Below are 22869 nucleotides of genomic sequence, written 5' to 3'. Positions count from 1 at the left end.
CCGCGCGTTGCGAATCGCCCAGATAAATATTTAATGAAATGAATAAGGCGATGGACGATTTCCTCGTTTCGCTTGGGTATTTGAAAAAGTAAAAAATAAATTCTGAGAAGGACGGGAGCAAGGATGAAAAAGAGGGTTATAGCATTACTCACAAGTGTATGGGTTGTTGGCTCGGCGGTTGCCGTTCCTTCCGCACCCCGTTTGCTGGAAAAGTATCCGACGGAAGCGGATTTTCTGGCGGCCTATGCCAATGAAGATCTGGAGGCCCGGATTACAAAAGAGACTCCTCGGCTCTTCTTGACGAAGAGTTTGATCGCTGAAATTAAAGAGGACCCCGAGAAGTGCGCAATCCTGGCTTCATACAAGGAACAAGTGGAAGCGCAAATGGAGCGGGTCAATTATACGACGATTAGCCCTGCGGAGCGTTGGAAGCCGTTTAAGGAGAAGCTAAGTGAGGATAGTAGATTAGAAAGCCGTGGGAGATCGCGGTTTGATCCGACCAATGATGCACTTAAATCCGCATGGGTCTATCTCTGGACCGGCGATCAACGGTTTTGTGAATACGCGGAATGGTTGTTGTCGGTTTCGCTGCTAACCTATGAGTTGCGTGCGGAGCTGTACTATACGATCGACTGGTATGGATTTTCCCGCTTGCAGTGGATTATGGCCTATGACTGGATTTATAATGGAATGTCGGAAAGTAGCCGCTCTGATTTGCTTCCGCGCTATGTCACTGCCATGGCGCCTTATGTGACCGGCAAGAAAAAGATGGGTTCGTATAATGAAGCAGGAAACGGGAAGGAACTGGGGGCGTACGGGCCGGGGTTCCTTAAGTTTTATATCCCGATTGTTGCCTTGGATAAGCCCTTTATTCCTGAAGAGATGAAAGCAAACCTGTTGCGGCCTTGGCTGAAGAAGGGATATCACGAGCTGTTGGAATTATTGTATTATCGAACGCAAAGTCGCGGGGAATTCGGCGGGTGCAGCAGCACGACCTTGACGTATTCAATCGGGGCCTATCCGAAAACAATATTTAATTTTTTATATGTTTCCAAATCGGCTCTCAATTTGGATTTTGCAGCCATCAGTCCGGATCTGCTCGGCCTTCCCTATTATCTGATCTGGAACATGATTCTGGGAGAAAACGAGGTGTTGTATCAATATGGATCGGGCGATCTTCAGCGGCGTGAAAGCAAATTCCCTGGCGGAAACCTCAATCAACATGTGGGAAATTTCATTGCGCTTTATCCCAACGCCGATCCTAATTCTATGGATCTTATGCGATTCATGCGGGATAAGTTTCCGGTGAAAGGGGGACATCTCTATTATTCGCTTCTACGTGATCGTCAAGGTGAGGCGAGCGCCGAATTTGATGTAAGCATACTGCCCAAGGCTTTTTATTTCCCGGTAATGGGGCAGATTTTTTCCCGCAGTGCTTTTTCCACCAATGCTACGTATGCCATGTTCCAGTGTGGTGGGAAAATGGGTGCCCACCGCCATGCGGATAATCTTCATTTTACCCTATATAAAAATGGATTCCAGGCCCTGGACTCGGGGAACCGGCCCGGGTTATCCGATAACGACCACTGGAAGTACTATAGTCAGCAAAGTGTTGCACACAATGTGGTGCTGATTCATGGAGATGAGGGCATCCAAAAGGGCGGCAGGGGTGCTTCACTCTATGGCGGACAAATTTCTAATCAGCGGTTGAATTCCGAAGTAAAATCATACCTGTCGAATGAAGATTTTACATATACTGCTGGCGATGCGACGGGGAGTTATTCCGAAGATTCGGCGCGTGAGGTGACCCGACAGTTTGTGCATATTTATCCGGATCTATTTTTGGTCTTCGACCGGATTGAGAGCCAGAAGGCTGGCTATCGCAAAGATTGGCTTTTGCATTTTGCGGACGAGCCGCTCGTGCTTCCGGATAATAGTTTTGTCAGCGCAAATGGAAGCGGTCGATTGCTCGGAAAAACCTTGTTGCCAAAAAACGTAAAAACCAAAATCGTTAACGGATTTAAGTGGGATGAAGATACCGAATTCCCGATTAAATCCTGGGATAAGTTTTCGGCAGCCGAGCAGGCCAATCAAGGCAAGTGGCGAGTGGAAGTGACGCCTGAGACAGCGCAAGAAAAAGATGTTTTCCTGCATCTGCTTCAGGTGGGTGATGCGTCGCTTGCAAAAATAGTTCCTCATAAAGTGGTTGAAAAAGAGGGTACTGCTGCGGTTCGCATTTCGTATAACGACAAGCTGTATACCATTCTTCTGAATAAAACCGGAGAACTTGGCGGCAGCATTGAAATCCTTGATGTGGAGAGTAACACGACATCCAAGGTTGAACTGAAAAACATGATTCAGGATCAGGCCCAGTTTTTGAATTAAAAGGAAAACTAGTAGCTCCCGAGAGTGGCGTACATCCCGTGTGTAGGTATTTGAAGTGGAGCTCTTCTCTATCCAAAAACAAGTCAATCAAGTTAGAGGCTACTCATGATGAAGGACGCTAGAGGGGCACAAAAAACAGCACGTAACATTGGAGCAAGGAATCTTATGAGGAAACAGTTCGTAACTGCAGTGGTCTTGATAACGGGTTTGATTGGCGGTTTGAGCATCGGGAGTACGGTCTGCGCGCAGACCTATTCCGAGCTGTGGGGCAAGGCGGGGGAGACGTGGTCTCCGGCCGGGCGACTCCCTGATTTTTCCTATGCGGGCTATCATTGTGGTGGGGCCCCTATACCCCGTGTGCCTCAGGTTTCCAATGTTAAATCTTTTGGGGCCAAAGGGGACGGCGTGCACGATGACTTGCAGGCCTTTATGGATGCCATTTCCGCCAACAAAAACGGAGCGATCTATGTGCCTCCCGGACGATATAAAATTACGAATATCCTTAATATTCAGAAAAGCAATGTGGTGCTCCGGGGGGGCGGGCCCGAAAAAAGCATCCTGTTCTTTCCGGTGCCGCTGAATGAGATCAATCCAGTTTGGTTTACGACGCCCAAGGGAAAGAAAATCAGTAGGTATTCTTGGTCTGGTGGGTTGCTACAAATTAATGGGGACTTTCAAACCGTTAAACTTGCCGAGGTGACCGCCCGTGCGAAACGTGGCGACAAGACATTAACGGTTTCATCAACGATGGGTTTAAAGGTCGGCCAGCGCGTCGAAGTCTTTGTGCAGGATGACGCTCAGAAGACCTTGACGTCTCACCTTTATTCCGAAGATTCTGGAGATCTTCAAAATTTCAAAGGATCCACGGGGTCGTTTGTCGTTACACTTACCGCATTAACCAGCAATCAGATTGTCTTCGACCGCCCGCTGCGGTTCGACATCAAGCTTGGCTGGAAGCCTCAGATCAGGAGCTTCAACCCAACCGTCAGCGAGGTGGGTATTGAGGATCTGGGGGTTGAGTTTCCTCGGGGCCAATATGACGGACACTTTACCGAGCACGGCTACAATGCAATTTCCATGTCTGCCGTGGCGGACTGCTGGGTGCGTAATGTACGCATTATAAACGCCGATAGCGGAATATTTATTGGTGCCAAGTTCTGTACCATTACCGATGTGACGTTCGAATCGGAACGAGAGTCCAAAAACGGTATCCTTGGGCACCATGGTATTCTCCTTGGCGGAACCGACAATCTCTTCACCGCGTTCAATTTTAATATGCGCTTCGTCCACGATCTAGGCGTTTCAGTCAACTTTGCGGGCAGTGTATTCTCGAATGGAAGGGGCGAGGACCTAAACTTTGACCATCATAAACGCGCGCCATACGAAAATCTATTCACCCATATTGATGTTGGACAAGGGACTCGGATGTGGCATTGCGGCGGCGGAGGATTGCTGGGAAAGCAATGCGGCGCGCGCGAGACCTTCTGGAATATCCGAGCCGAGCAGCCGCAATGCTACCCCGACAGCCAATTCGGTCCCTCGTCCATGAATCTGGTAGCGATCAAGACCGAACAACCCTCGGTTAAAAAACGCGATGGAAAATGGTTTGAAGCGATCGATCCGTTGAAGCTGGAGCCGCAGAACCTGCATGAGGCCCAGCTTGCGCGAAGACTCGCCGTCGAAGGGCTATTGCAATGATGTCTGGTTTTTGGAGAAAACGAGGAGCTGTATCCATATGGCATTCTTCTTAAAAAAATCGCGCGTTGCGAATCGCCCAGATAAGCCTGTTGGAGCAGGGCGCTATCGACTTTTCCTCGTGGTGGTGACGATGGGCCTATCTACAGGGTCCGTCGGTGCGGAACAAAGCATCGCGGAGCGCGAAGGCCTGGAGGTGGATGAGCGTCGCGCGATCTTTGTTTTTATCAATATCCGGGACAAAGCGGACCATCACTACACGAAGCAGCATGTGCAGGAATTGCGCGAGCATCTTTTTTCCGAAGGGATGTCAGTCGATGCAATCTATAACCAATCATCGTTTGGGCAGACTCGGTTCCTTGAGGAGAACGTACGGACTCCGGAACCGATTACAGTCGAACCCTATGAGGGGTGCCCAAAGAAGGATTACCGTATTCGGGCCATGGAGGTACTTCGGTCGGAGCTCGGTATCGAGGCCTATGATTACCAACACCGTTTTTTCATCTTTCCGAGTGGAAAAACGACAAAGTCGGAGTGCTTGTTTACTGCGGCCGGGCAGGTTGGGTCTCATGGTGTGGAGTCATCGAAAGCAGCATGGGCTAAAGTCCATTCGGTATTTACTATTGCTCACGAGATGGGACATAACGTGGGATTTAACCATGCAAAGTCCGATCGTAACAACAACGGCTTCAACGAAGACGAACCCTCGGATCGTCGCTATGGGGATGGATCGTGTATTATGGGGTCGACCACCGGACCCAAGGGGTTTAATTCAGTTCATGCGGATCAGGCCGGCTGGTATGACCACCTTCCCGCCGGAACCTTGGTCCTTTTAAATAAGCCGCTTGTGACTGAAAGGGTGCTGTTGCCGCTCGGTCGCGATCCCTATCGGGAGCCGGGGACTCAAGTGATCAAACTTCCGAGGAAGTCAGCAGATGGAGAGTTCTATTATCTTTCGTTTCGTGAATCGGCAGGAGTTGACACGAACCTGAAGAGTGCGTTCGTTGGAGGCGTGAGCATTCACCGAGGCCGGAAAAAGGGCAAGGCGTCGTATCTGATTTGCACCCTGAAGGATCAGGAGATATTTAGAGATGCTGAACGCGGGCTCGTTATTCGCCAACTATCCCATTCGAGAAACGGGGTCCGCATCCATGTGGAGTTTCGCCATCTCTGATCGATTCTTCCAGCAATCTGCTGGCGGTTGTTTGGGGACCCCAGAGAGCCCGTCACCGATCTGAACTCCCTGCTTGATGCAGATCGTGGTTGGATCCTTGAGCAGGCTGAACCCATCGCTGATGATGGCGCCATCACTGGTCGGGGCTTGTTTGTTTTCAACGTATGAGAATGAGGTTTCGAATTTCATTCGTAAATCGGATCCAAGTTGGTCGCAAAGCGTACCTGTTAAAAATCTGTGAATGGGGTTATAAATAGCGTCACTCTGAGCTTGCCGGTTGAAATGAGCTTAGATGGGTCGATGTGTGTTCGATCAACAAAATCAAGGGAACTATGAAAAATGCAATGGCAAAGGTGATCGGGCTGGCTTTCGTGGTTTCCTGCCTAAGTACGCAGGCCGCGCTGCTGGCCTATGAAGGATTCGATACGATTAATCCGATCGGAACCGATGTTACCGCGGCGGGGCTTACCGGAACTGGATTCAGCGGCTATACCGAAACCCACGCCGATATGGATCTTCAGGCGGGGCTTAGCTATACCGATTCGCAAGGCAACCAGCTGGTAAATATGGGCCGGTCCGCTGGACTCAGTTCTGCGGCGGCGTCCCATCGGAACCTCCAGCTCGTGTTGGCGAATCCAATTGCCGATACCGACACCTACTACATGAGTTTTCTCATCGATTACGTCGTGCTGGATGCCTGGACGTCAATGGGGTTTGGCCAGGCTGTCGCTGGCTCTGACGTGAGTTATGGAAATGCTCATGCCGGGGCGGTCAGCCGGTTAGACACTTCTTTTAAACGACAGATCTATGCACCCAATGGCGTGAAGATTGCGGGGGCGACTGAAACAACGGGCCCGACGTTGGTGATTCTGAAGGTTGACCGATCGGCCCACTCATTGAGCGTTTACTGGAACCCTTCGGATCTGACCGACGTAGTCGGCACAGCCGAAGGGAGTTTGTCTGCTGTCGGGACCGCCGCTTTTCCGGATTTTATCGCGGTTGCGCTCGGTGTACTAACGGGTGGCGAGGCCCTCGTAGACGAAATCCGAATCGGAGACTCGCTTGGCGATGTTGTTCCGTTATCGACCGTGAAAACCATTCTTGAATATACCGAACAGGAGTTTTTGGACACCTTCTTGAATCTGGATATCGAAGGATCCTTGATCGCGGGACATCCGCGTCTGTTTCTTACCCCGGACCGATTTGACGAGATCATGCTGGATGCCGCCAAGGCGGGTATGATCACCAATGATTTTAAAGCCGACATCGAGGCCCGCATGCTGGCCGATGATTGGACCAATGTGACCGCTTCGAATTATTGGATGCAGTATGAGACGGCCTTGGAGGCAGATAAATTAGTGGCAGGTGGAGCGAACTCTTTTGAACCCAACCAGCATGCCATTAAGTCGGCCGTGGTCTACCTGGCGACCGGCGACCAGCAGTTTGCCGACTATGCGGAATGGCTCATGAACGTATCGTTGCTGAGTTATGAGAAACGGGTCAATTTGGGCTATGCTTTTGCCTGGGCCGGGTTTACCCGGCTGGAGTGGCTCATAGCCTATGATTTGGTCTATAACGGGCTCTCTGCCGGGGCACAGGAGGATTTGCTCAATCGCTATATTTCCGCCATGGACTTCTTCATGGCCAATAGTTTTACTTCGACCGAAGTACCACGTGAGTCCAGAACCAATGTTGAACTAGGGAACTATGGAGCCGGATTTCTGCGGTATTATATTCCGCTGATGGCTCTCGATAAATCGTTTATCACCGAGACGTTTAAAAGCGATACACTTCGTCCCTGGCTGGACGTAGAATATGAAAATTATCTAAAATTCATCTATTACCGGGCGCAAAGCCGCGGAGAATTCGGCGGGGCGAGTGCAACCACGCTATCATATTCATTTTCGGCTTATCCCTATAGCCTGATTAATTTTATGCATGCTTCTCGCTCGGCCTGGGGTCAGGATTTTGTATCGATCACCCCCGAGCTTCTGGGGCTATCGTACTATGTGATATGGAATATGATCATGGGGGTTGATGAAGAAATTTACCAATATGGATCCGGCGATCTCCAGCGAAGTGAAAACGAGTTTCCCGGAGGTCAGATGGCTCTGCACATGAAAAACTATCTCGCCCTCTACGGTGCGGTGGCCAGTCCGGAGCAAAAGGATTCCATGAACTATGTTCGGGGAATTTTTGAGGACCATATCAACCATCCCTACTATTCCCTATTCGGCAATACCAATGATATTTTTGAGTCGACTTCGGATTCCGATACACTTCCCAAGGCGTTTTATTTCAAAACCATGGGGCAGCTCTTTTCCAAAAGCGCTTATGCCTCCAATGGCACGTATGCCATGTTCATGTGCGGCGGAGAAATGACGGCCCACCGGCACCGGGATAGCCTGCACTTCACCTTGTATAAAGAAGGGTTTCAGGCGCTTGATTCGGGGAATCGACCGGGTTATTCCGACACCTACCATTGGACTCGGTATGCCCAGAGAAGCGTGGCGCACAATATGGTGCTGGTGCATACTCTCCCGAGCGGGAATGAATATGGCGGACAACTTGCGGGAACCCATGGGGATTCCACGCTGGAGTCGTTTGTGTGGAACGATAACTTTAGCTATATGGCGGGCAATGGAACGGATTGCTACGATAGCAACCGGGTCAATGAGGTGAGCCGTCAGTTCCTGCATATCTATCCGAGCCTGTTCCTGGTGTTCGATCGGGTCGAGGCCGATGAAGCCAGCTTCCGCAAGGACTGGTTGCTGCATTTCGGTCAACCACCGACCGTGTCGACCGATGACAATAGTTTTTCCGGATGGAATGGTGGAGGTCGCTTGTATGGTAAGACCCTGTTACCTGCAGCCGTTGATACCACGATCATAGAAGGATTTAAACGGAATGATGCAACGGAATATCCCTTGTTGGATTGGGATGGACTTACCGATGCCCAGAAAGCGGTTCAGGGAAAATGGCGGATCGATGTCACCCCTAAGGTGGCCACGGAGCGCGACTATTTCCTGCACCTGCTGCAGCTCGGGGATGAGCATTTGGAAGAATTGATTCCTTATGCCTTATCAGAAGATGCGGGCTCTGCAACGGTGAGCCTGGACTACGCTGGGAACCACTATACGATCCAGCTGGATAAAACCGGTGCGCTGGGCGGATCCATCGAGGTGGTTGATGCCGCCGGACAGACGAATACGGTGGCGCTGCTGAACACGATTCAGAGCCAGACCGAGTTCCTGCCCGCTAGCGTCTCCAACCGTCCCCCTGTATTTACCGTCGATCCCTTCACGATGGCCGAGACCTCTGGGTTTCAGTTTTACAGCGGAAGCATCCGCGACACGGCAATGGACGCCGATCTGGATGCGCTCGTCTATTCAAAGACCAGCGGCCCGGCCTGGTTGACCATCGCTCCCGACGGCACGCTTGGCGGCATGCCAGCCTCCGTCGATGCCGGCCTGAACAGTTTTACCGTTCAGGTCTCCGACGGGCAGGGAGGGACGGATAACGCTGAAATGACAATCACGGTGAATGCCGGTGTAAACTCAGATCCTGTCTTTGTCGAAGATCCCATGAGCCGGATATTCGCGATTCCAGGCAAAGCCTACGTAGCAACCCTCGCAGGCAGTGCCGTGGATACCGATGCGGGGCATCTGCTCACTTACAGCAAGGTGGCGGGCCCCTCATGGCTTAGCGTGGCATCGGATGGAACTCTTGGCGGAATACCCGCGAGTTTGGATGACGGATTGAATTTGTTCAGGGTGCAGGTTTCTGATGCCTTTGGCGGCACCGCCACCGCTGGACTGACGATTAGGGTCTACGACGGGTTATTGGCCTACGAAGGGTTCGATGCGGTTGGGAATGTCCGGCTCCAGAAGATGCCCGGCGGCGTGGGCTTTACCAACAATCCAACCCTCACCAACTATAGGATGAGAACCTACGACTCCGCGGGTCTTTCCTATCTGGATGGCAACGGAAACACCTTGGATGTGGAAGGCCAATACGGGGGGCTGGACGCGGTGATAGGTGGCACCAAAAACCTGCAACTGGAACTCACAGGCGGTCCGATCAGTACTGGAACCGTTTATATGAGCTTCCTGTTCGATGCAAATAACGCCACAAACGGCTTTTATGTAGGGCTTTTAAGCGGGGCGGTAGGGGCCTCCAGCAGCATGGGTTCAGTGATGCAAGCCATGGTTCGCGCGACGTCCAGTGGATGGGGCAACTATGGAAACCCGAGCGGTATTAACGACGTTGGCGGTCCCACGACCGCCGGGCTTCATTTTGTCGTTTCCGCGATTAATCTCGATACCGGTACGATGACGACCTATTTCGATCCGACCAACTTGTCCGACGTGGCGGGCAGCGCCTCCCATACGATCGACTCGACAGGCGCCACCTTTTCGCCGATTACGCATTTCGGATTCGGCCTAGGCGCGAATATTGGTTATGTGGATGAAATCCGTATTGGAAACAACATGAGTATTGTTGTTCCCATCGTTGGAGTGCCCGTCACTCCTTACGAGTTTTGGAGTGTTGAGAATGGGTTGGCCAATGGGGTAAACGACGCGCTAACCGCCGATCCGGACGGGGACGGAAACGATAACCTGATGGAGTATGCCGTGGATGGCGATCCTTTGGATGCCGCCGCCGGAGCATTGATGTTCATCGGCTCCGATGGAAATGCAAGCCACTGGTTTTACCATGTCCATAATCAACGCACGGATGATGGAAGCCTGACCTATAGGGTCGAAACAGGCACCGACCTTGCGTCTTCTTCAAACTGGACCGTCGGTGGCGTTGAGTTCGTAGGCGAGTCCCCTTCGGCCGGCAACTATAAATCGGTGACCAATCGTACGGATATTGAAAATCAGGAATTCATCCGTCTGAAGATTGAGCGCCAATAAACAGGGTTTATGGTGAGTCGTAATACGACCCCTGCCTCCCTCGGGGAAAGATGATATAAAAGGATCTCCTGCAGGGGATGCGAACTTACTCGATGGCCGCCGCTTTTCTTTTTTAAGAATAAGTTGAGGAGCTGGAATCCCAGACGCAAATGGGGTTCATAATGAGTCGCAAAGTGGGCTCTAGTACTTTCAGTCGATGGTGCTATTAATTGTATTGTACAGTTAGTATTTAGGACGCTGGTTGCGCTTCGGTGGTCAGGTTGCTTGGACAAAAATAAAAGAAGGAGATACATGAAAAGATTAAAAGGGATGTTGCTCGTTATGGTCGCTACGGCGGCTTTGAGCATGAGCGCGCAGGCGTTTGACATTGGGCTCACGGGAGATGTCGCAAATACGTCCAACCCCGGATGGGGAAGTGTTCTTTTAACGGTGGATGATCCCTTCGCGTACGATAGCGATACTCCGACGAGTCCGATGCCCGATATTACCAGTAGAGTCGTGGAGGTTATGTACGCTTATAATACCGTTGGAGACGCCATCCTGAGTTATACACTCACCGATGGCGTATATACCGCCGCTACGGGCGGGGAGACCATCAATCTCGACTTCTATGGTCGAGAACTTACCCCGATCCGTGATGATGATTTTGATGTGGTGCTCTACAACGGAGATTATAGTACGCCGGTGGCAACGAATGCGGCGCTGGGGATTGACGATGTAACCTTCCATACACGAGGTAGCTTTACCTTGGCTGAAGGAACGCAGTTTGACCGCATTCAAATCATAGGCCATCACTCCAATCCTGACCCCCTTATTACAAAAAACGGTTTTACCCTCGCAGAAATCAGGGTGAACACTGCGGTTGCGCCGCCGCCGCCGCCGCCGCCGCCGGCTCCACTAGTGATCGCCTACGAAGGATTCGACGCGGTTGGGAATATCCGGGTCAGGGATATGGTGCCCGGTTATGGCTTTACCAACAATGCGGATCTCACCAACTATAGGTATAGAACCTACGACTCCGCCGGTCTTTCCTATACGGATGGCAACGGAAACTCGTTGGAGGTAGAGGGGCAGTATGGGGGGATGGATTTACAGGTCTCCGGCACCAAAAACATGCAACTGGAACTCACCGGTGGTGCGATCAGTACTGGAACCGTTTATATGAGTTACCTGCTCGATGTCGATAACGGCACAAGCGGCTTCACCGCAGGGCTTTTGAGCGGGGCGGTGGGAGCCTCCAGCAGCATGGGTTCGGTTATGCAGGCCATGGTTCGCACGACGTCCTCAGGATGGGGCAACTTTGGAATCCCGAGCGGTATTGACGATGTTGGCGGCCCCACGACCGCCGGGCTTCATTTCGTCGTTTCCGAGGTAAATATCGATGCGGGTACGATGACGACTTACTTTGATCCAACCGATCTGACCGATGTGGCTGGGAGCGCCTCCCATACGATCGCCTCGACGGGAGCCACCTTTTCTCCGATTACGCATTTCGGGCTCACCCTAGGGAGCAATTTTGGCTATGTGGACGAAATCCGCATTGGTAATACACTGGAATCTGTAACGCCATTTGTTCCAACGCCTGCTCCGAATATGCACTGGAACTTTAACGATGCCAGCAATTCTACGATTACGGAAGTGACCAGCGGGTATGACGGGCTTGCATCTGGCGGCACCTGGAGCGAGTTTACTCCGTTGGGTGCGGGGACTTCTCTGCAGTTTGATGGGATCGATGATGCGGTTACTGTTAGCAACTATCCCGGTGAAATCAATCAGGATTTTGCCATCTCGGCGTTGCTTCGTGTGGAAGGTGCTCCGGGAACACAGCGGATGATCTATTCTAACTACGGAACAACGGGCGGATTCCGCTTCTACGTTTCGGCGGACAATAAATGGGAATTCGCGACGGTGGACAGCGCGGGAACCAGCCATGTGCTGACGGGCTGGGATGCCCTTGAGAACAAATGGATGCTGGTGACGGCCAGTTTTGAGATTACCAGCGGCCCCGATGACAATGGCGACTATACCGGTACCGGCCGTTTCTTTATCGATAATTACGCGGTGGATGGAAAGGTTTTGACGGGTATGAAATTCCATCCGGCGCCCCAGACGACCACGATGTCCATTGGATTTGATGCCACGGCTTCGACCGCTTGGTTTAATGGCCGGATGAAGGATGTTTATTTCAGCGCGAACAGGGCGGGTTCCAGCGCGGCTTCCGACATTTTGGCGGAGGTTCTGGCCACTCAACCGGCGAACAGCCTTGGCGACCGCAAGTCCCCTTGGGATCATGGCGAAACGGAACTGGATGTTTCGGCTCCCTTGCTGATTCCTGGAACCGCACCCTATAAGTTTGATTGGGATGTTTCCCCCGTCGTCTATAACTTTGATCGGGAACGCGAGCAGATGGGGTATAACCCCCGCTATTTCCCCAGCAAGGTCACCTTCGATAGTGCCAATCGCCCATATATGCTGGGACGGGTCCAGCCTGATATCTCTGGTTCGAAAAACAAGGATGAATATTTCTATAACCATGCGGTGTCTTCCTTCACGGTTGTGAACCAGCATACCGAGATCCAGACCTTGGATGACACGGGGGCTTGGCGCACCATTTCCGTGGATGCTATTCTTGCAGACCATGGTATTACCACGCGTCTACAAAGTGGGCACCACTCCGGTGGCGGCGACCAGCGTGTGCAGTTTGATGCGGAAGGCGATGCCTATCTTTTGGTTCATGATTACTCGACTACCTACCTGCTTTATTCGGCAGATGATCTAGCGAATTGGCAGGTGTATGACCTCAATACGCTGGCCGGGGTCATTAATACGACCGCCAGTCGGCTTGTCCCGGTGCGCGATCCGGCGAACCCTTCCCAGCTTTTGGCCAACCGGGCTCCCGTCATTATGGTGGATGCCAAGCTCGTGGTTCCTGTAAAGAGTGGTGGGGTTCTGTCGATCCCAGCAGCCACTGAGCTGTGGACATCTGGCTCGCGCCTCGTGAGTCTGAGTATTCACTCCGGCGACACGGCCGGTTTGGTGGCCATGGGTGATAAGGTACATTTGGTTTATGCTGATATGACCGATTACAATGACGACCGGACGCATCAGTTTGCGGTGACCTGGGATACGACAACCCAAACCCTGTCGACACCGGTCTATCTGGGCGGAACAGGGTATTATGCTGGACCGGATTCTCATTGCATGTCCGGAATCGTTGTGGATAGCCAAGGGTATCTTCATGTGATCCTGGGGACGCATATCTCTCCGACCCTATATTATAAATCCACAAACCCGAATGACACGAGTTCTTGGGGGCCTTGGAAAACCCTGAATAAAGTCTCTTCGAGTCAATTTAACGTACATCTGCCGGACGGAAGCACTTCCGGCGGTGATCTGGTGACCTATATCGGGATGGTGGTGGATTCTTCGGATACCGTGCATCTTGTGGTTCGGCAAGACTCTAACGTGAAATACCTCCATTACTACCGTAAGAAAGCAACGGATTCGGAATTCGTGGATATGGGAAGAATGGTCTACTCGCTAAGGCAAGACTACTATTACACGACTTTTTATCACAAAGTGAGTATTGATAAGAATGATAACTTGATGGTTGTTTGCAACTTCTTCGTTTATGGGAGCAAAAGCGGAACCTTGGATGGGGCCGGAGATGACCTGGTTGATGCCTATGTCGAAAAGTGGCCTGCAAGTTATGACCCGGCCGAGCCTAAAATCTATGACAACGCTCATGATCCGGTTCTGTACCGCAGCGGCGATGGAGGGGACAGCTGGACGTTGGCTCAAACATCGGATTTCCTGCAGGAAATGAGTCTCACCTATCCCGGTTGGAGTAGCCTTTATTTCAATCAGGCGGAAAAGGATGCCGGGTTGGCCGACACGACTAATAATCCCGATGGAGACTTGCTCAACAACCTATATGAATACGGACTAGGTGGCGATCCAACCGATCCGGCGAATCAAGGTATTCCGGGGGGCTATGGCACGATGGAGGAGGACGGAACCAACTGGTTTACCTATGTCCACGCCCAACGGTCGGCTCCTAACAGCGGCTTGGTCTACTATCTGGAAACTTGCGAAAACCTAACTTCTGAATCCTGGACCAATGCGGGCTACGAAGTGGTTGGCGAGGGTTTCATGAACAATAAGTTCAACTCGGTCACTAACCGAGTTAATGTGGAGCTTTCCAATCAGCAGTTTATTCGCCTGAAGATCGAAGAACAGTAACCTGGAAATGGCCGTGATCGGGTATAGATCACGGCTGATTACAGGCAATTTATTGCGAAGCTTGTAGGTATAATACCCCGTCTGCTTGCAGCGGGGAGGTTCATTTTAAGTATACATTGCGGTTCTGGAGTCTCATTCGCAAAATAGCCTCTTGCCGATACACAAAATGGACTCTAGCGCTTTTTGACGACGAGTTTATAATTTGGGTGTTAATAAAAAAAGAATCTTTGAAACGGGTTACACTTCGGTAGTCAAGTTTGACGAGATGGAAAGGCAGAAGGAGAAACATTAAATGAAAAGGCTTAAAGTAAAATTTATCATCCTCGTCATGGCGTCCATGTCGGGATTGAGCATGAGTGCACAGGCCGCATTGCTGGCCTACGAAGGATTCGACGCGGTTGGGAATATCCGGGTCAGGGATATGGTGCCCGGTTATGGCTTTACCAACAATGCGGATCTCACCAACTATAGGTATAGAACCTACGACTCCGCCGGTCTTTCCTATACGGATGGCAACGGAAACTCGTTGGAGGTAGAGGGGCAGTATGGGGGGATGGATTTACAGGTCTCCGGCACCAAAAACATGCAACTGGAACTCACCGGTGGTGCGATCAGTACTGGAACCGTTTATATGAGTTACCTGCTCGATGTCGATAACGGCACAAGCGGCTTCACCGCAGGGCTTTTGAGCGGGGCGGTGGGAGCCTCCAGCAGCATGGGTTCGGTTATGCAGGCCATGGTTCGCACGACGTCCACAGGATGGGGCAACTTTGGAGTCCCGAGCGGTATTGACGATGTTGGCGGCCCCACGACCGCCGGGCTTCATTTCGTCGTTGTCGCGCTCGATCTCGATGCCGGCACGATGACGACCTACTTTGATCCGGGCGATCTGTCGGATGTGCCCGGGAGCGCCACTCATACGATCGCCTCTACGGGAACCTTTTCTCCGATTACGCATTTCGGGCTCACCCTAGGGAGCAATTTTGGCTATGTGGACGAAATCCGCATTGGTACGACAATGGCCGACGCGGTTCCGTTCACCGCACCGCCAACTCCCACACTGTATGCCTATGAAGGATTCGACGCGGTTGGGAATATCCGGGTCAGGGCTATGCCGGGTGGCATGGGCTTCACGAATAATTTGGATCTCACCAATTACCGGATGAGAACCTACGATTCCGCCGGTCTTTCCTATACGGATGGCAACGGAAACTCGTTGGAGGTAGAGGGGCAGTTTGGGGGGATGGATGTACTGATCTTCGGCACCAAAAACCTGCAATTGGAACTGACCGACGGTGCGATCAGTAGTGGAACCGTTTATATGAGTTACCTGTTCGATGCCGATAACGCCACAAACGGCTTCACCGCAGGGCTTTTGAGCGGGGCGGTGGGAGCCTCCAGCAGCATGGGTTCGGTTATGCAGGCCATGGTTCGCGCGACGTCCACAGGATGGGGCAACTTTGGAGTCCCGAGCGGTATTGACGATGTTGGCGGCCCCACGAATGCCGGGCTTCATTTCGTCGTTGCCGAGGTTAATCTCGATGCCGGCACGATGACCACCTACTTTGATCCGACCAATCTGACCGATGTGGTCGGCAGTGCCTCTCATACAGTAGTCTCGGCGGGCGCCACTTTTTCGCCAATCACGCATTTCGGGTTCAGCTTGGGCGCTAATATTGGCTACGTGGACGAAGTCCGGATCGGGAATACGATAGAAGTTGTAACGCCATATTCTGTTACTCCTGTTTTCTATGATGCCTGGGCGTTGGACAAGGGCCTAACCAGCGGGGTGAACGATGCGCTCACTGACGATCCAGATGTCGATGGCAATGACAATCTGATGGAATATTCCGTGAATGGCGATCCTTTGGTTGCTGATAGCGCTACAGAGTCATTTGCCGGTCTCGATGGCGAAACCAACTGGTTCTATCATGTCCATAACCAGCGTACGGATGATGGCAGCCTGACCTATACGCTTGAACTTGGTGTGGATCTGGTGGATGAGTCGGGATGGGGTACCACCGGCGTTGAGTTTGTAGGCGAGTCCGCCTCGGTCGATAACTATAAATCGATGACCAACCGCACGGATGTTTCCAATAAGGAGTTTATCAAACTCACGGTTGAAAAGAACTAAACGCGTTTAAGCGTTGAAAGTCCAAGCCCCGGTGTTTCGCCGGGGCTTTTCTTGTTTTTAGCACTCGTTGCGGTCCTGGAGTGCCATTCGCAAAATAGACCCTTGCCGAGGCGCAAACTGGACTCTAGACCTTGTGCGAGATGGGTATATATTTATTGGATCATGAAATAGTCCACTAGGGAACTCGTTGCACTTCGGTAGCCAGAGGGCTTGGATGGTAAAGCAAAAGGAGATGTATTAAATGAAAAGGCTAAAAATAAAATTCATGCTACTCGTCATGGCAGTCCTGTCGGGCTTGAGCATGAGCGTGCAGGCGTGGGACATTGGGCTCACGGCAGATACCGCAAATACGCCCGCCCCCGGGTTTGGAAATATTGGTTTTACGCTGGATGATCCCTTCGCGTACGATAGCGATACTCCGATGAGTCCGATGCCCGATATTACCAGTAGAGTCCTGGAGGTTATGTACTCTTGGGCTAAAGAAGGAGACGCCATCCTGAGTTATATACTCACCGATGGCGTATTTACCGTCGCTTCGGGCGGGGAGACCATCAATCTCGACTTTTATGGCCGAGAACTTACCCCGATCCGTGATGATGATTTTGATGTGGTGCTCTACAACGGAGATTACAGTACGCCGGTGGCAACGTTGACGGGGCTGGGGATTGACGATGGAACCTTCTATACACGAGGTAGCTTCACCCTGGCTGAAGGAACGCAGTTTGACCGCATTCAAATCACAGGCCATAACTCCGATCCTGCCACCCCTACCGTAAACAATTTTACCCTCGCAGAAATCAGGATGAACACTCGGTTTGCGCCGCCATTGGTATTTTTGCCCGCTGACGGAATTGTCCTGAACCTGGCATATCCGGAGACTCTATCCTCGGGTACGGTGGACGTGACTTTCTCTCCGTCCTCTATCGGGGGCAATGTACAAATCACGGCGGTAGATGTGATCAGGCAGACGCATCCGGGGGCCTTCCGTGTGTCGGGCTTTTCGTCGCCAATGGTGCTCTCAGGTTCGACACCATCCACCGTTGTTCTGGCAGATGTCGAGTTCGATCTTTCCGTGGCAGGGTTGTCTCACGGGCAAACCTCGACGGGGCTGTTTGAGGTGGTTTGGAATGAAATCGGCGGGGCAACCTACACCAATACGCAGCCAGCTTCCGCGACCTATTCCGCGCCGCCGGCAAGTCTCATTCTGCCCGGTTCACTCGCGATGAGCCTTGACGATCCCGCCACATCGGTTTCGAGCAATCTTACCGTTAGCTTTACTGCCGATACCATAGCTCCGGCGAACGTTGAAATCACGGCGGTACTCTTTGCTGACGCATCGCATGCGGGCTTTTCCTGTTCGTCGGTTCCTCTGACCCTCACCGATGCTGTGCCCTCAAATACGCTTGCCATTGCGTTCGACAACGCTTCGGACAGCCTGCCCGCAAAGGAAACGGCAACCGCCACGGCACAGGTAATTTGGAACGAAACCGGAAAAGTTGACAGTCAGACCAACGCCGTATCGGTTTCGGTTTTTCGTCAACCTGTAGCTGCCAATGTCACGGTCGATAAGATCACGACTCCGGTTGACACCGATGTTCTTACCAACAATGTGGTGGCGGCCGTCAACTGGGGGGAAGTTGGAATAGACGGTGCTGGTTTAGCGGTACCGGTCACCGTAAACGGCGTGGATTTTGCCGTGGAACCGGTCCTTACAACTAGCTCGAAGGCTTTGGATGTGACCTATGGAGCGGCAGCAATCGGTCAGCTTCAAATCACGGGAACTGGTGTTAAAGGCTATAATAAATTTGACGCATCGGTTCCCGATGTTGGCGGGAACATTAATACCTTATTTTCTTCGATGGCCGTCAGTGCGAACGACGACTACAACTTATCCTTCACGGATTTGCAGGAGGGGGAGGCCTACTATCTCCAGTTGTTTTTCTCTGGGGGAACGCAGGGCCGAGCGGTAGATATATTCCAGGCTGGCAATCCCACTGCCATCGCATCTTGGTCTAACGTAGCTGATGTGCAAACCATCATCACGCTTAGCTGGGTGGCGAACGCTACCGGGACGGAGTCCTTCAGCTTGCCGACCGCCGTATCAGGAGACGCGTGTTTTAATGGATTCGCCTTTACGACGGAAGCCGACGTTATTGTGACGCCGCCTTATATAGAATTGGGTGGAGGTTCAGGAGAAAATTTCAGCATGTCGAGCAGCAATATGACCCCTCTTGCCACGTACATTTTGCAGAGCACGACCGACATGGCATACAACAACTGGTTGGATATCGCAACCACAACAGGCGTGAGCGAAGTTAACTGGGACAGCGTCATTGTGCCGACGAACAACGCGGAGTTCTTCCGGGTGATTTCCGAGTAAAAAGGTAACCCCATGCGGTTTGCCGGATAACCGGCAAGCCGCAGACAGCGCACGAGGGCTCTTAAAATCGGCAGTACCCGATGGCTGCAGCCTGACCTATACGGTCGAGCTCGATGGCAACTTGGTGAGTGCCCCGGTTTGGGCCACCACCGGCGTTGAGTTTGTAGGCGAGTCCGCCTCGGTCAATAACTATAAATCGATGACCAACCGCACGGATATTTCCAGTCAGGAGTTTGTCAAGCTCACGGTTGTCAAACTCGCGGATGAAAAGAACTAAACGCGTCTAAGCGTTGGAAGTCCAAGCCCCGGTATTTCGCCGGGGCTTTTCTTGTTTTTAGCATTTGTTTCGGTGCTGGAGTCTCAGACGTAAACGGGGTTCATAATGAGTCGCAAATTGGACTCTAGCGCTTTGGGGCGACGACTCTATCATGCTGATACTAATGAACAAAGGAACTCAGCAATTGGGTATACTTCGATAGTCATCTTGCTGGGATGGTAAAGCAAATGGAGATGTGTTAAATGAAAAGGCTAAAAATAAAATTTATGCTACTCGTCATGGCGGCCATGGCGGGATTGGGCATGAGCGCGCAGGCCACGTTGCTGGCCTATGAAGGATTCGACGCGGTTGGGAATATCCGGGTCAGGGATATGCCGGGCGGCATGGGCTTCACCAACAATGCGACGCTCACCAACTATCGGATGAGAACCTACGACTCCGCCGGTCTTTTCTATATGGATGGCCGGGGAAACACCTTGGATGTGATGGGCCAGTACGGGGGGATGAGCGGGATCGTGGCCGGCACCAAGAACCTTCAGCTGGAACTCACCGACGGTGCGATCAGTAGTGGAACCATCTATATGAGTTTCCTGTTCGATGCCGATAACGCCACAGGCGGCTTCAACGCAGGGCTTTTGAGCGGGGCGGTGGGAGCCTCCAGCAACATGGGTCCGGTTATGCAGGCCATGGTTCGCGCGACTGCCACTGGCTGGGGCACCTATGGAAACCCCAGCGGTATTAACGACATGGGTGGCCCCACGAACGCCGGGCTTCATTTTGTCGTTTCCGCGATTAATCTCGATGCGGGCACGATGACGACTTATTTTGATCCGACCGATCTGACCGATGTAGCCGGGAGCGCCTCCCATACGATTTCCTCTACGGGTGCCACCTTTTCTCCGATTACGCATTTCGGGTTCAGTTTAGGTGCGAATTTGGGTTACGTCGATGAAATCCGGATTGGTACGACGATGGCCGACGCGGTTCCGTTTACAGAGGCTCCTGTATCCATGCATTGGGATTTTAACGATGCCAGCAATTCCACGATCACGGAGGTGAACAGTGGCTTCGACGGTCTTTCCTCCGGTGGAATATGGAGCGCTTTTACACCCTTGGGCGCCGGAACCTCCCTGCAATTTGACGGAATCAATGATTCCGTGGTTGTTGATCCAAAGCCCGGAACCATCACCAATAGTTTTTCCATTTCGGCGTTGGTGCGGCTGGAAGGCGGTCAGGGTACGCAACGGATGATCTACTCCGACTATGATGGAACCGGCGGATTTCGTTTTTCTGCTTCAGCGGACAATAAATGGGCATTCACGACCGTGGACAGCACGGGAACCAGCTATACGCTGACAGGATGGGATGCGCTGCTGAACAAATGGGTCTTGGTTACCGCTGGGTTTGAGATTACGAGCGGTCCGGATGCGAATGGCGACTACACTGGAACCGGCACAATTTTTGCCGATAATAAGGAGGTCGATTCTCTGGCGAACATGAAATTCCACCAGCCACCGGTCTCGAGCACCCTGTCCATTGGGTTTGATGCAACGGTCTCGAGTGCCTATTTTAATGGGCGAATCAAGGATATCTATTTCCGGGAATCAACCGCTGCTGCGTCAGCATCTGCAGTGCTCGCGGAAATCTTGGCCACGCTGCCCGCCGATAGCCTCGTTGCGGGTAAATCCGCATGGGATCACGGGGAATCCGAACTCGACGGCGGAGCACCGACAATGGTTCCAGGCAGCACGCCCTACAAATATGATTGGGATGTGTCTCCCACAGTATACAACTATGACCGCGCACGTGAAACGGTGGGTTACAATCCGCGTTATTTCCCGTCCAAAGTCAGCTTTGATAGCGCGAATGCGCCGTACATGCTCGGTCGCGTCGCTCCTGTAGGCATTGGTGAGTATTTCTACAACCATGCTGTGAGCTTGGATAACAACGAGCATCGGGCGCTTGAACTCCAGAGGCTGAACGATTCGGGGGCGTGGGAAACCATCTCATTGGATTCGATTCTTCGGGCCAACGGATATAGCCAAAGTCCAAGGACCGGATACCGTGCTGATGCGGGAGATGAACGCGTCTTCTTCGATGCCGAGGGGGTTGTTTATGTGCCGGTTTATACCGACTCGAAAAATCTGATACTGTATTCTTCAGACGAAATGGCGACTTGGTCTGTCCTCGACATCACAACGGAAGCGGGTACGACTCCAGAAAATAGAAGCCGCATCATTCCGGTCCGCGATCCGGCCAACCCAAGCAAGTTGCTGGCCAATCGTGCGCCCATCATGATGATTCAGAATCAGCTTGTCGTGCTCTCTAAGAGTGGCGGGGTGCTCTCGGCCTCTGCGACTGACCTATGGCCTGGGCTGACCCGCAGACTGACCCTCAGTACTCATTCTGGCGATTCCTCCAGTGTGGTGGCTATTGGCGATGACGTCCATCTCGCCTATTCCGACGATGATGTTGCTGACGATGGTAAAGAAACTCACCAGTATGCCGTAACCTGGAACACGCAGACGCAGACCTTCTCGTCTGAGGTGCATCTGGGTTCGAGCGGTGGGGGGAATGCGGTCTACGTTTCGCCAGCCATGGTTATGGATAGCCAGGGCTACCTGCATGTTATTCTGCCCGGTCAATTCACTGCATCAGTTTACGTGAAATCGACCAACCCGAGCGATACCAGTGCTTGGGATACCGGTGTGGCATTGCAGGCCCTCAATGTCGATATGAGTGATCCAGATGACGATGTGTCCAATAATACTGAGGCTTGGTTGGCCGATGGTACCTCGGTGCTTGGCGCCCCCACGGTGTTTGTGGCTCTGGAGATCGACAATGCGGACACGCTGCATGTGGTAACTGCTCAGAATGAATCCACACAGCCAGGAGCCAGCCTCGGCCTGCGTTATTATCGCAAAAAGACTTCTGATGCTGCTTTTGTGGATCAAGGTATCATTGCCTATCCGCAGCACAGCTTGGATCTATTCAGCCTGTGGTATCATAAGCTGACCGTGGACCATAAGGGCAACCTGACCCTCCTGTTGCATTACTACAACAACCTCGGGAACGGTGGTGTGGCGAACGGCGCTGGCGACGATTTGAACGATGCCTATGCCGAAAAATGGCCCCAGTTGAACGGTGCTAAGAAAGCCACCGATCCGGTATTGTGGCGTAGCGCCGATGGCGGCGACAGCTGGAATCTGGCTCAGACCGCGGATTTCCTCCAGGAAATGAGTCTCACTTATTCTGGCTGGATCAATGCGTTCTTCACTAAGGCGGAAAAGGATGCCGGTCTGGCGGATCAGGATGCCAATCCGGATGGGGATAAGATCAACAACCTGCATGAGTATGCATTGGGCGGAGATCCTACCGATTCCGATAATCAGGGGCTTCCTCAGGCGCTAGGCACCATGGAAGCCGATGGAACCAACTGGTTTACCTATGTGTATCCCCAGCGTTCCGATTCGAACAGTGGTCTTCAGTATTATCTGGAAGCGTGTGATGACCTTGTGTTTGGACAGTGGACCAACGTCGGGTACGAGGTGATGGGTACGGGCATGATTGATGACGAGTTCAATGCCGTCACCAACCGGGTGTCCACGGATGCCGCTGAAAAACAATTCATCCGACTGATCATTAAATAGCAGTCATTCGAAG

General features: G+C 52.2%; 9 protein-coding genes. All 9 read left to right on the top strand.

All coding sequences use genetic code 11. The features are described from left to right. The first annotated feature begins 123 nt into the window (after nt 1–123). A complete protein-coding gene (locus SCARR_RS05680; RefSeq protein ID WP_136060536.1) occupies nt 124–2385 on the top strand; it encodes a heparinase II/III domain-containing protein in 2262 nt (753 codons plus the stop codon). Between the two features lie 165 nt (nt 2386–2550). Beyond that, entirely contained in the window at nt 2551–4083 is a 1533-nt protein-coding gene (locus SCARR_RS05675) for a glycosyl hydrolase family 28-related protein (RefSeq protein WP_168433029.1), read from the top strand. 37 nt (nt 4084–4120) lie between these two features. Then, entirely contained in the window at nt 4121–5254 is a 1134-nt protein-coding gene (locus tag SCARR_RS05670; protein ID WP_168433028.1) for a reprolysin-like metallopeptidase, read from the top strand. 332 nt (nt 5255–5586) lie between these two features. Beyond that, a complete protein-coding gene (locus SCARR_RS05665; RefSeq protein WP_136060533.1) occupies nt 5587–10173 on the top strand; it encodes a putative Ig domain-containing protein in 4587 nt (1528 codons plus the stop codon). A gap of 291 nt (nt 10174–10464) precedes the next feature. After that, nucleotides 10465–14415: a LamG-like jellyroll fold domain-containing protein gene (locus SCARR_RS05660; protein ID WP_136060532.1), complete on the top strand. Its 3951-nt coding sequence runs from the start codon at nt 10465–10467 to the stop codon at nt 14413–14415. 292 nt (nt 14416–14707) lie between these two features. Next, nucleotides 14708–16549 carry a hypothetical protein gene (locus SCARR_RS05655; protein WP_136060531.1) on the top strand — a complete coding sequence of 614 codons (1842 nt, stop codon included), beginning with the start codon at nt 14708–14710 and terminating at the stop codon, nt 16547–16549. Nucleotides 16550–16790: 241 nt separating this feature from the next. After that, nucleotides 16791–18929, top strand: coding sequence for a hypothetical protein (locus tag SCARR_RS05650; protein ID WP_136060530.1), 2139 nt, complete (start codon nt 16791–16793; stop codon nt 18927–18929). Nucleotides 18930–18948: 19 nt separating this feature from the next. Next, complete coding sequence (locus SCARR_RS05645) at nt 18949–19206, top strand: hypothetical protein (protein ID WP_136060529.1); 258 nt, start codon at nt 18949–18951, stop codon at nt 19204–19206. A gap of 242 nt (nt 19207–19448) precedes the next feature. Beyond that, nucleotides 19449–22856: a LamG-like jellyroll fold domain-containing protein gene (locus SCARR_RS05640; RefSeq protein ID WP_136060528.1), complete on the top strand. Its 3408-nt coding sequence runs from the start codon at nt 19449–19451 to the stop codon at nt 22854–22856. The last annotated feature ends 13 nt before the right edge of the window (nt 22857–22869 follow it).

This window comes from Pontiella sulfatireligans (genome assembly GCF_900890705.1).
Lineage (GTDB): Bacteria > Verrucomicrobiota > Kiritimatiellia > Kiritimatiellales > Pontiellaceae > Pontiella > Pontiella sulfatireligans.
The sequence above is the reverse complement of the archived record's forward strand: the minus strand, read 5'-3'. Positions and strand labels throughout refer to the sequence as shown.

Excerpts from the sequence above, each read along its gene's own strand:
- SCARR_RS05650 (WP_136060530.1), top strand. The coding sequence starts at position 16,791 with ATGAAAAGGCTAAAAATAAAATTCATGCTACTCGTCATGGCAGTCCTG.
- SCARR_RS05655 (WP_136060531.1), top strand. The coding sequence starts at position 14,708 with ATGAAAAGGCTTAAAGTAAAATTTATCATCCTCGTCATGGCGTCCATG.
- SCARR_RS05665 (WP_136060533.1), top strand. The coding sequence starts at position 5,587 with ATGAAAAATGCAATGGCAAAGGTGATCGGGCTGGCTTTCGTGGTTTCC.
- SCARR_RS05640 (WP_136060528.1), top strand. The coding sequence starts at position 19,449 with ATGAAAAGGCTAAAAATAAAATTTATGCTACTCGTCATGGCGGCCATG.
- SCARR_RS05680 (WP_136060536.1), top strand. The coding sequence starts at position 124 with ATGAAAAAGAGGGTTATAGCATTACTCACAAGTGTATGGGTTGTTGGC.
- SCARR_RS05670 (WP_168433028.1), top strand. The coding sequence starts at position 4,121 with ATGGCATTCTTCTTAAAAAAATCGCGCGTTGCGAATCGCCCAGATAAG.
- SCARR_RS05675 (WP_168433029.1), top strand. The coding sequence starts at position 2,551 with ATGAGGAAACAGTTCGTAACTGCAGTGGTCTTGATAACGGGTTTGATT.
- SCARR_RS05660 (WP_136060532.1), top strand. The coding sequence starts at position 10,465 with ATGAAAAGATTAAAAGGGATGTTGCTCGTTATGGTCGCTACGGCGGCT.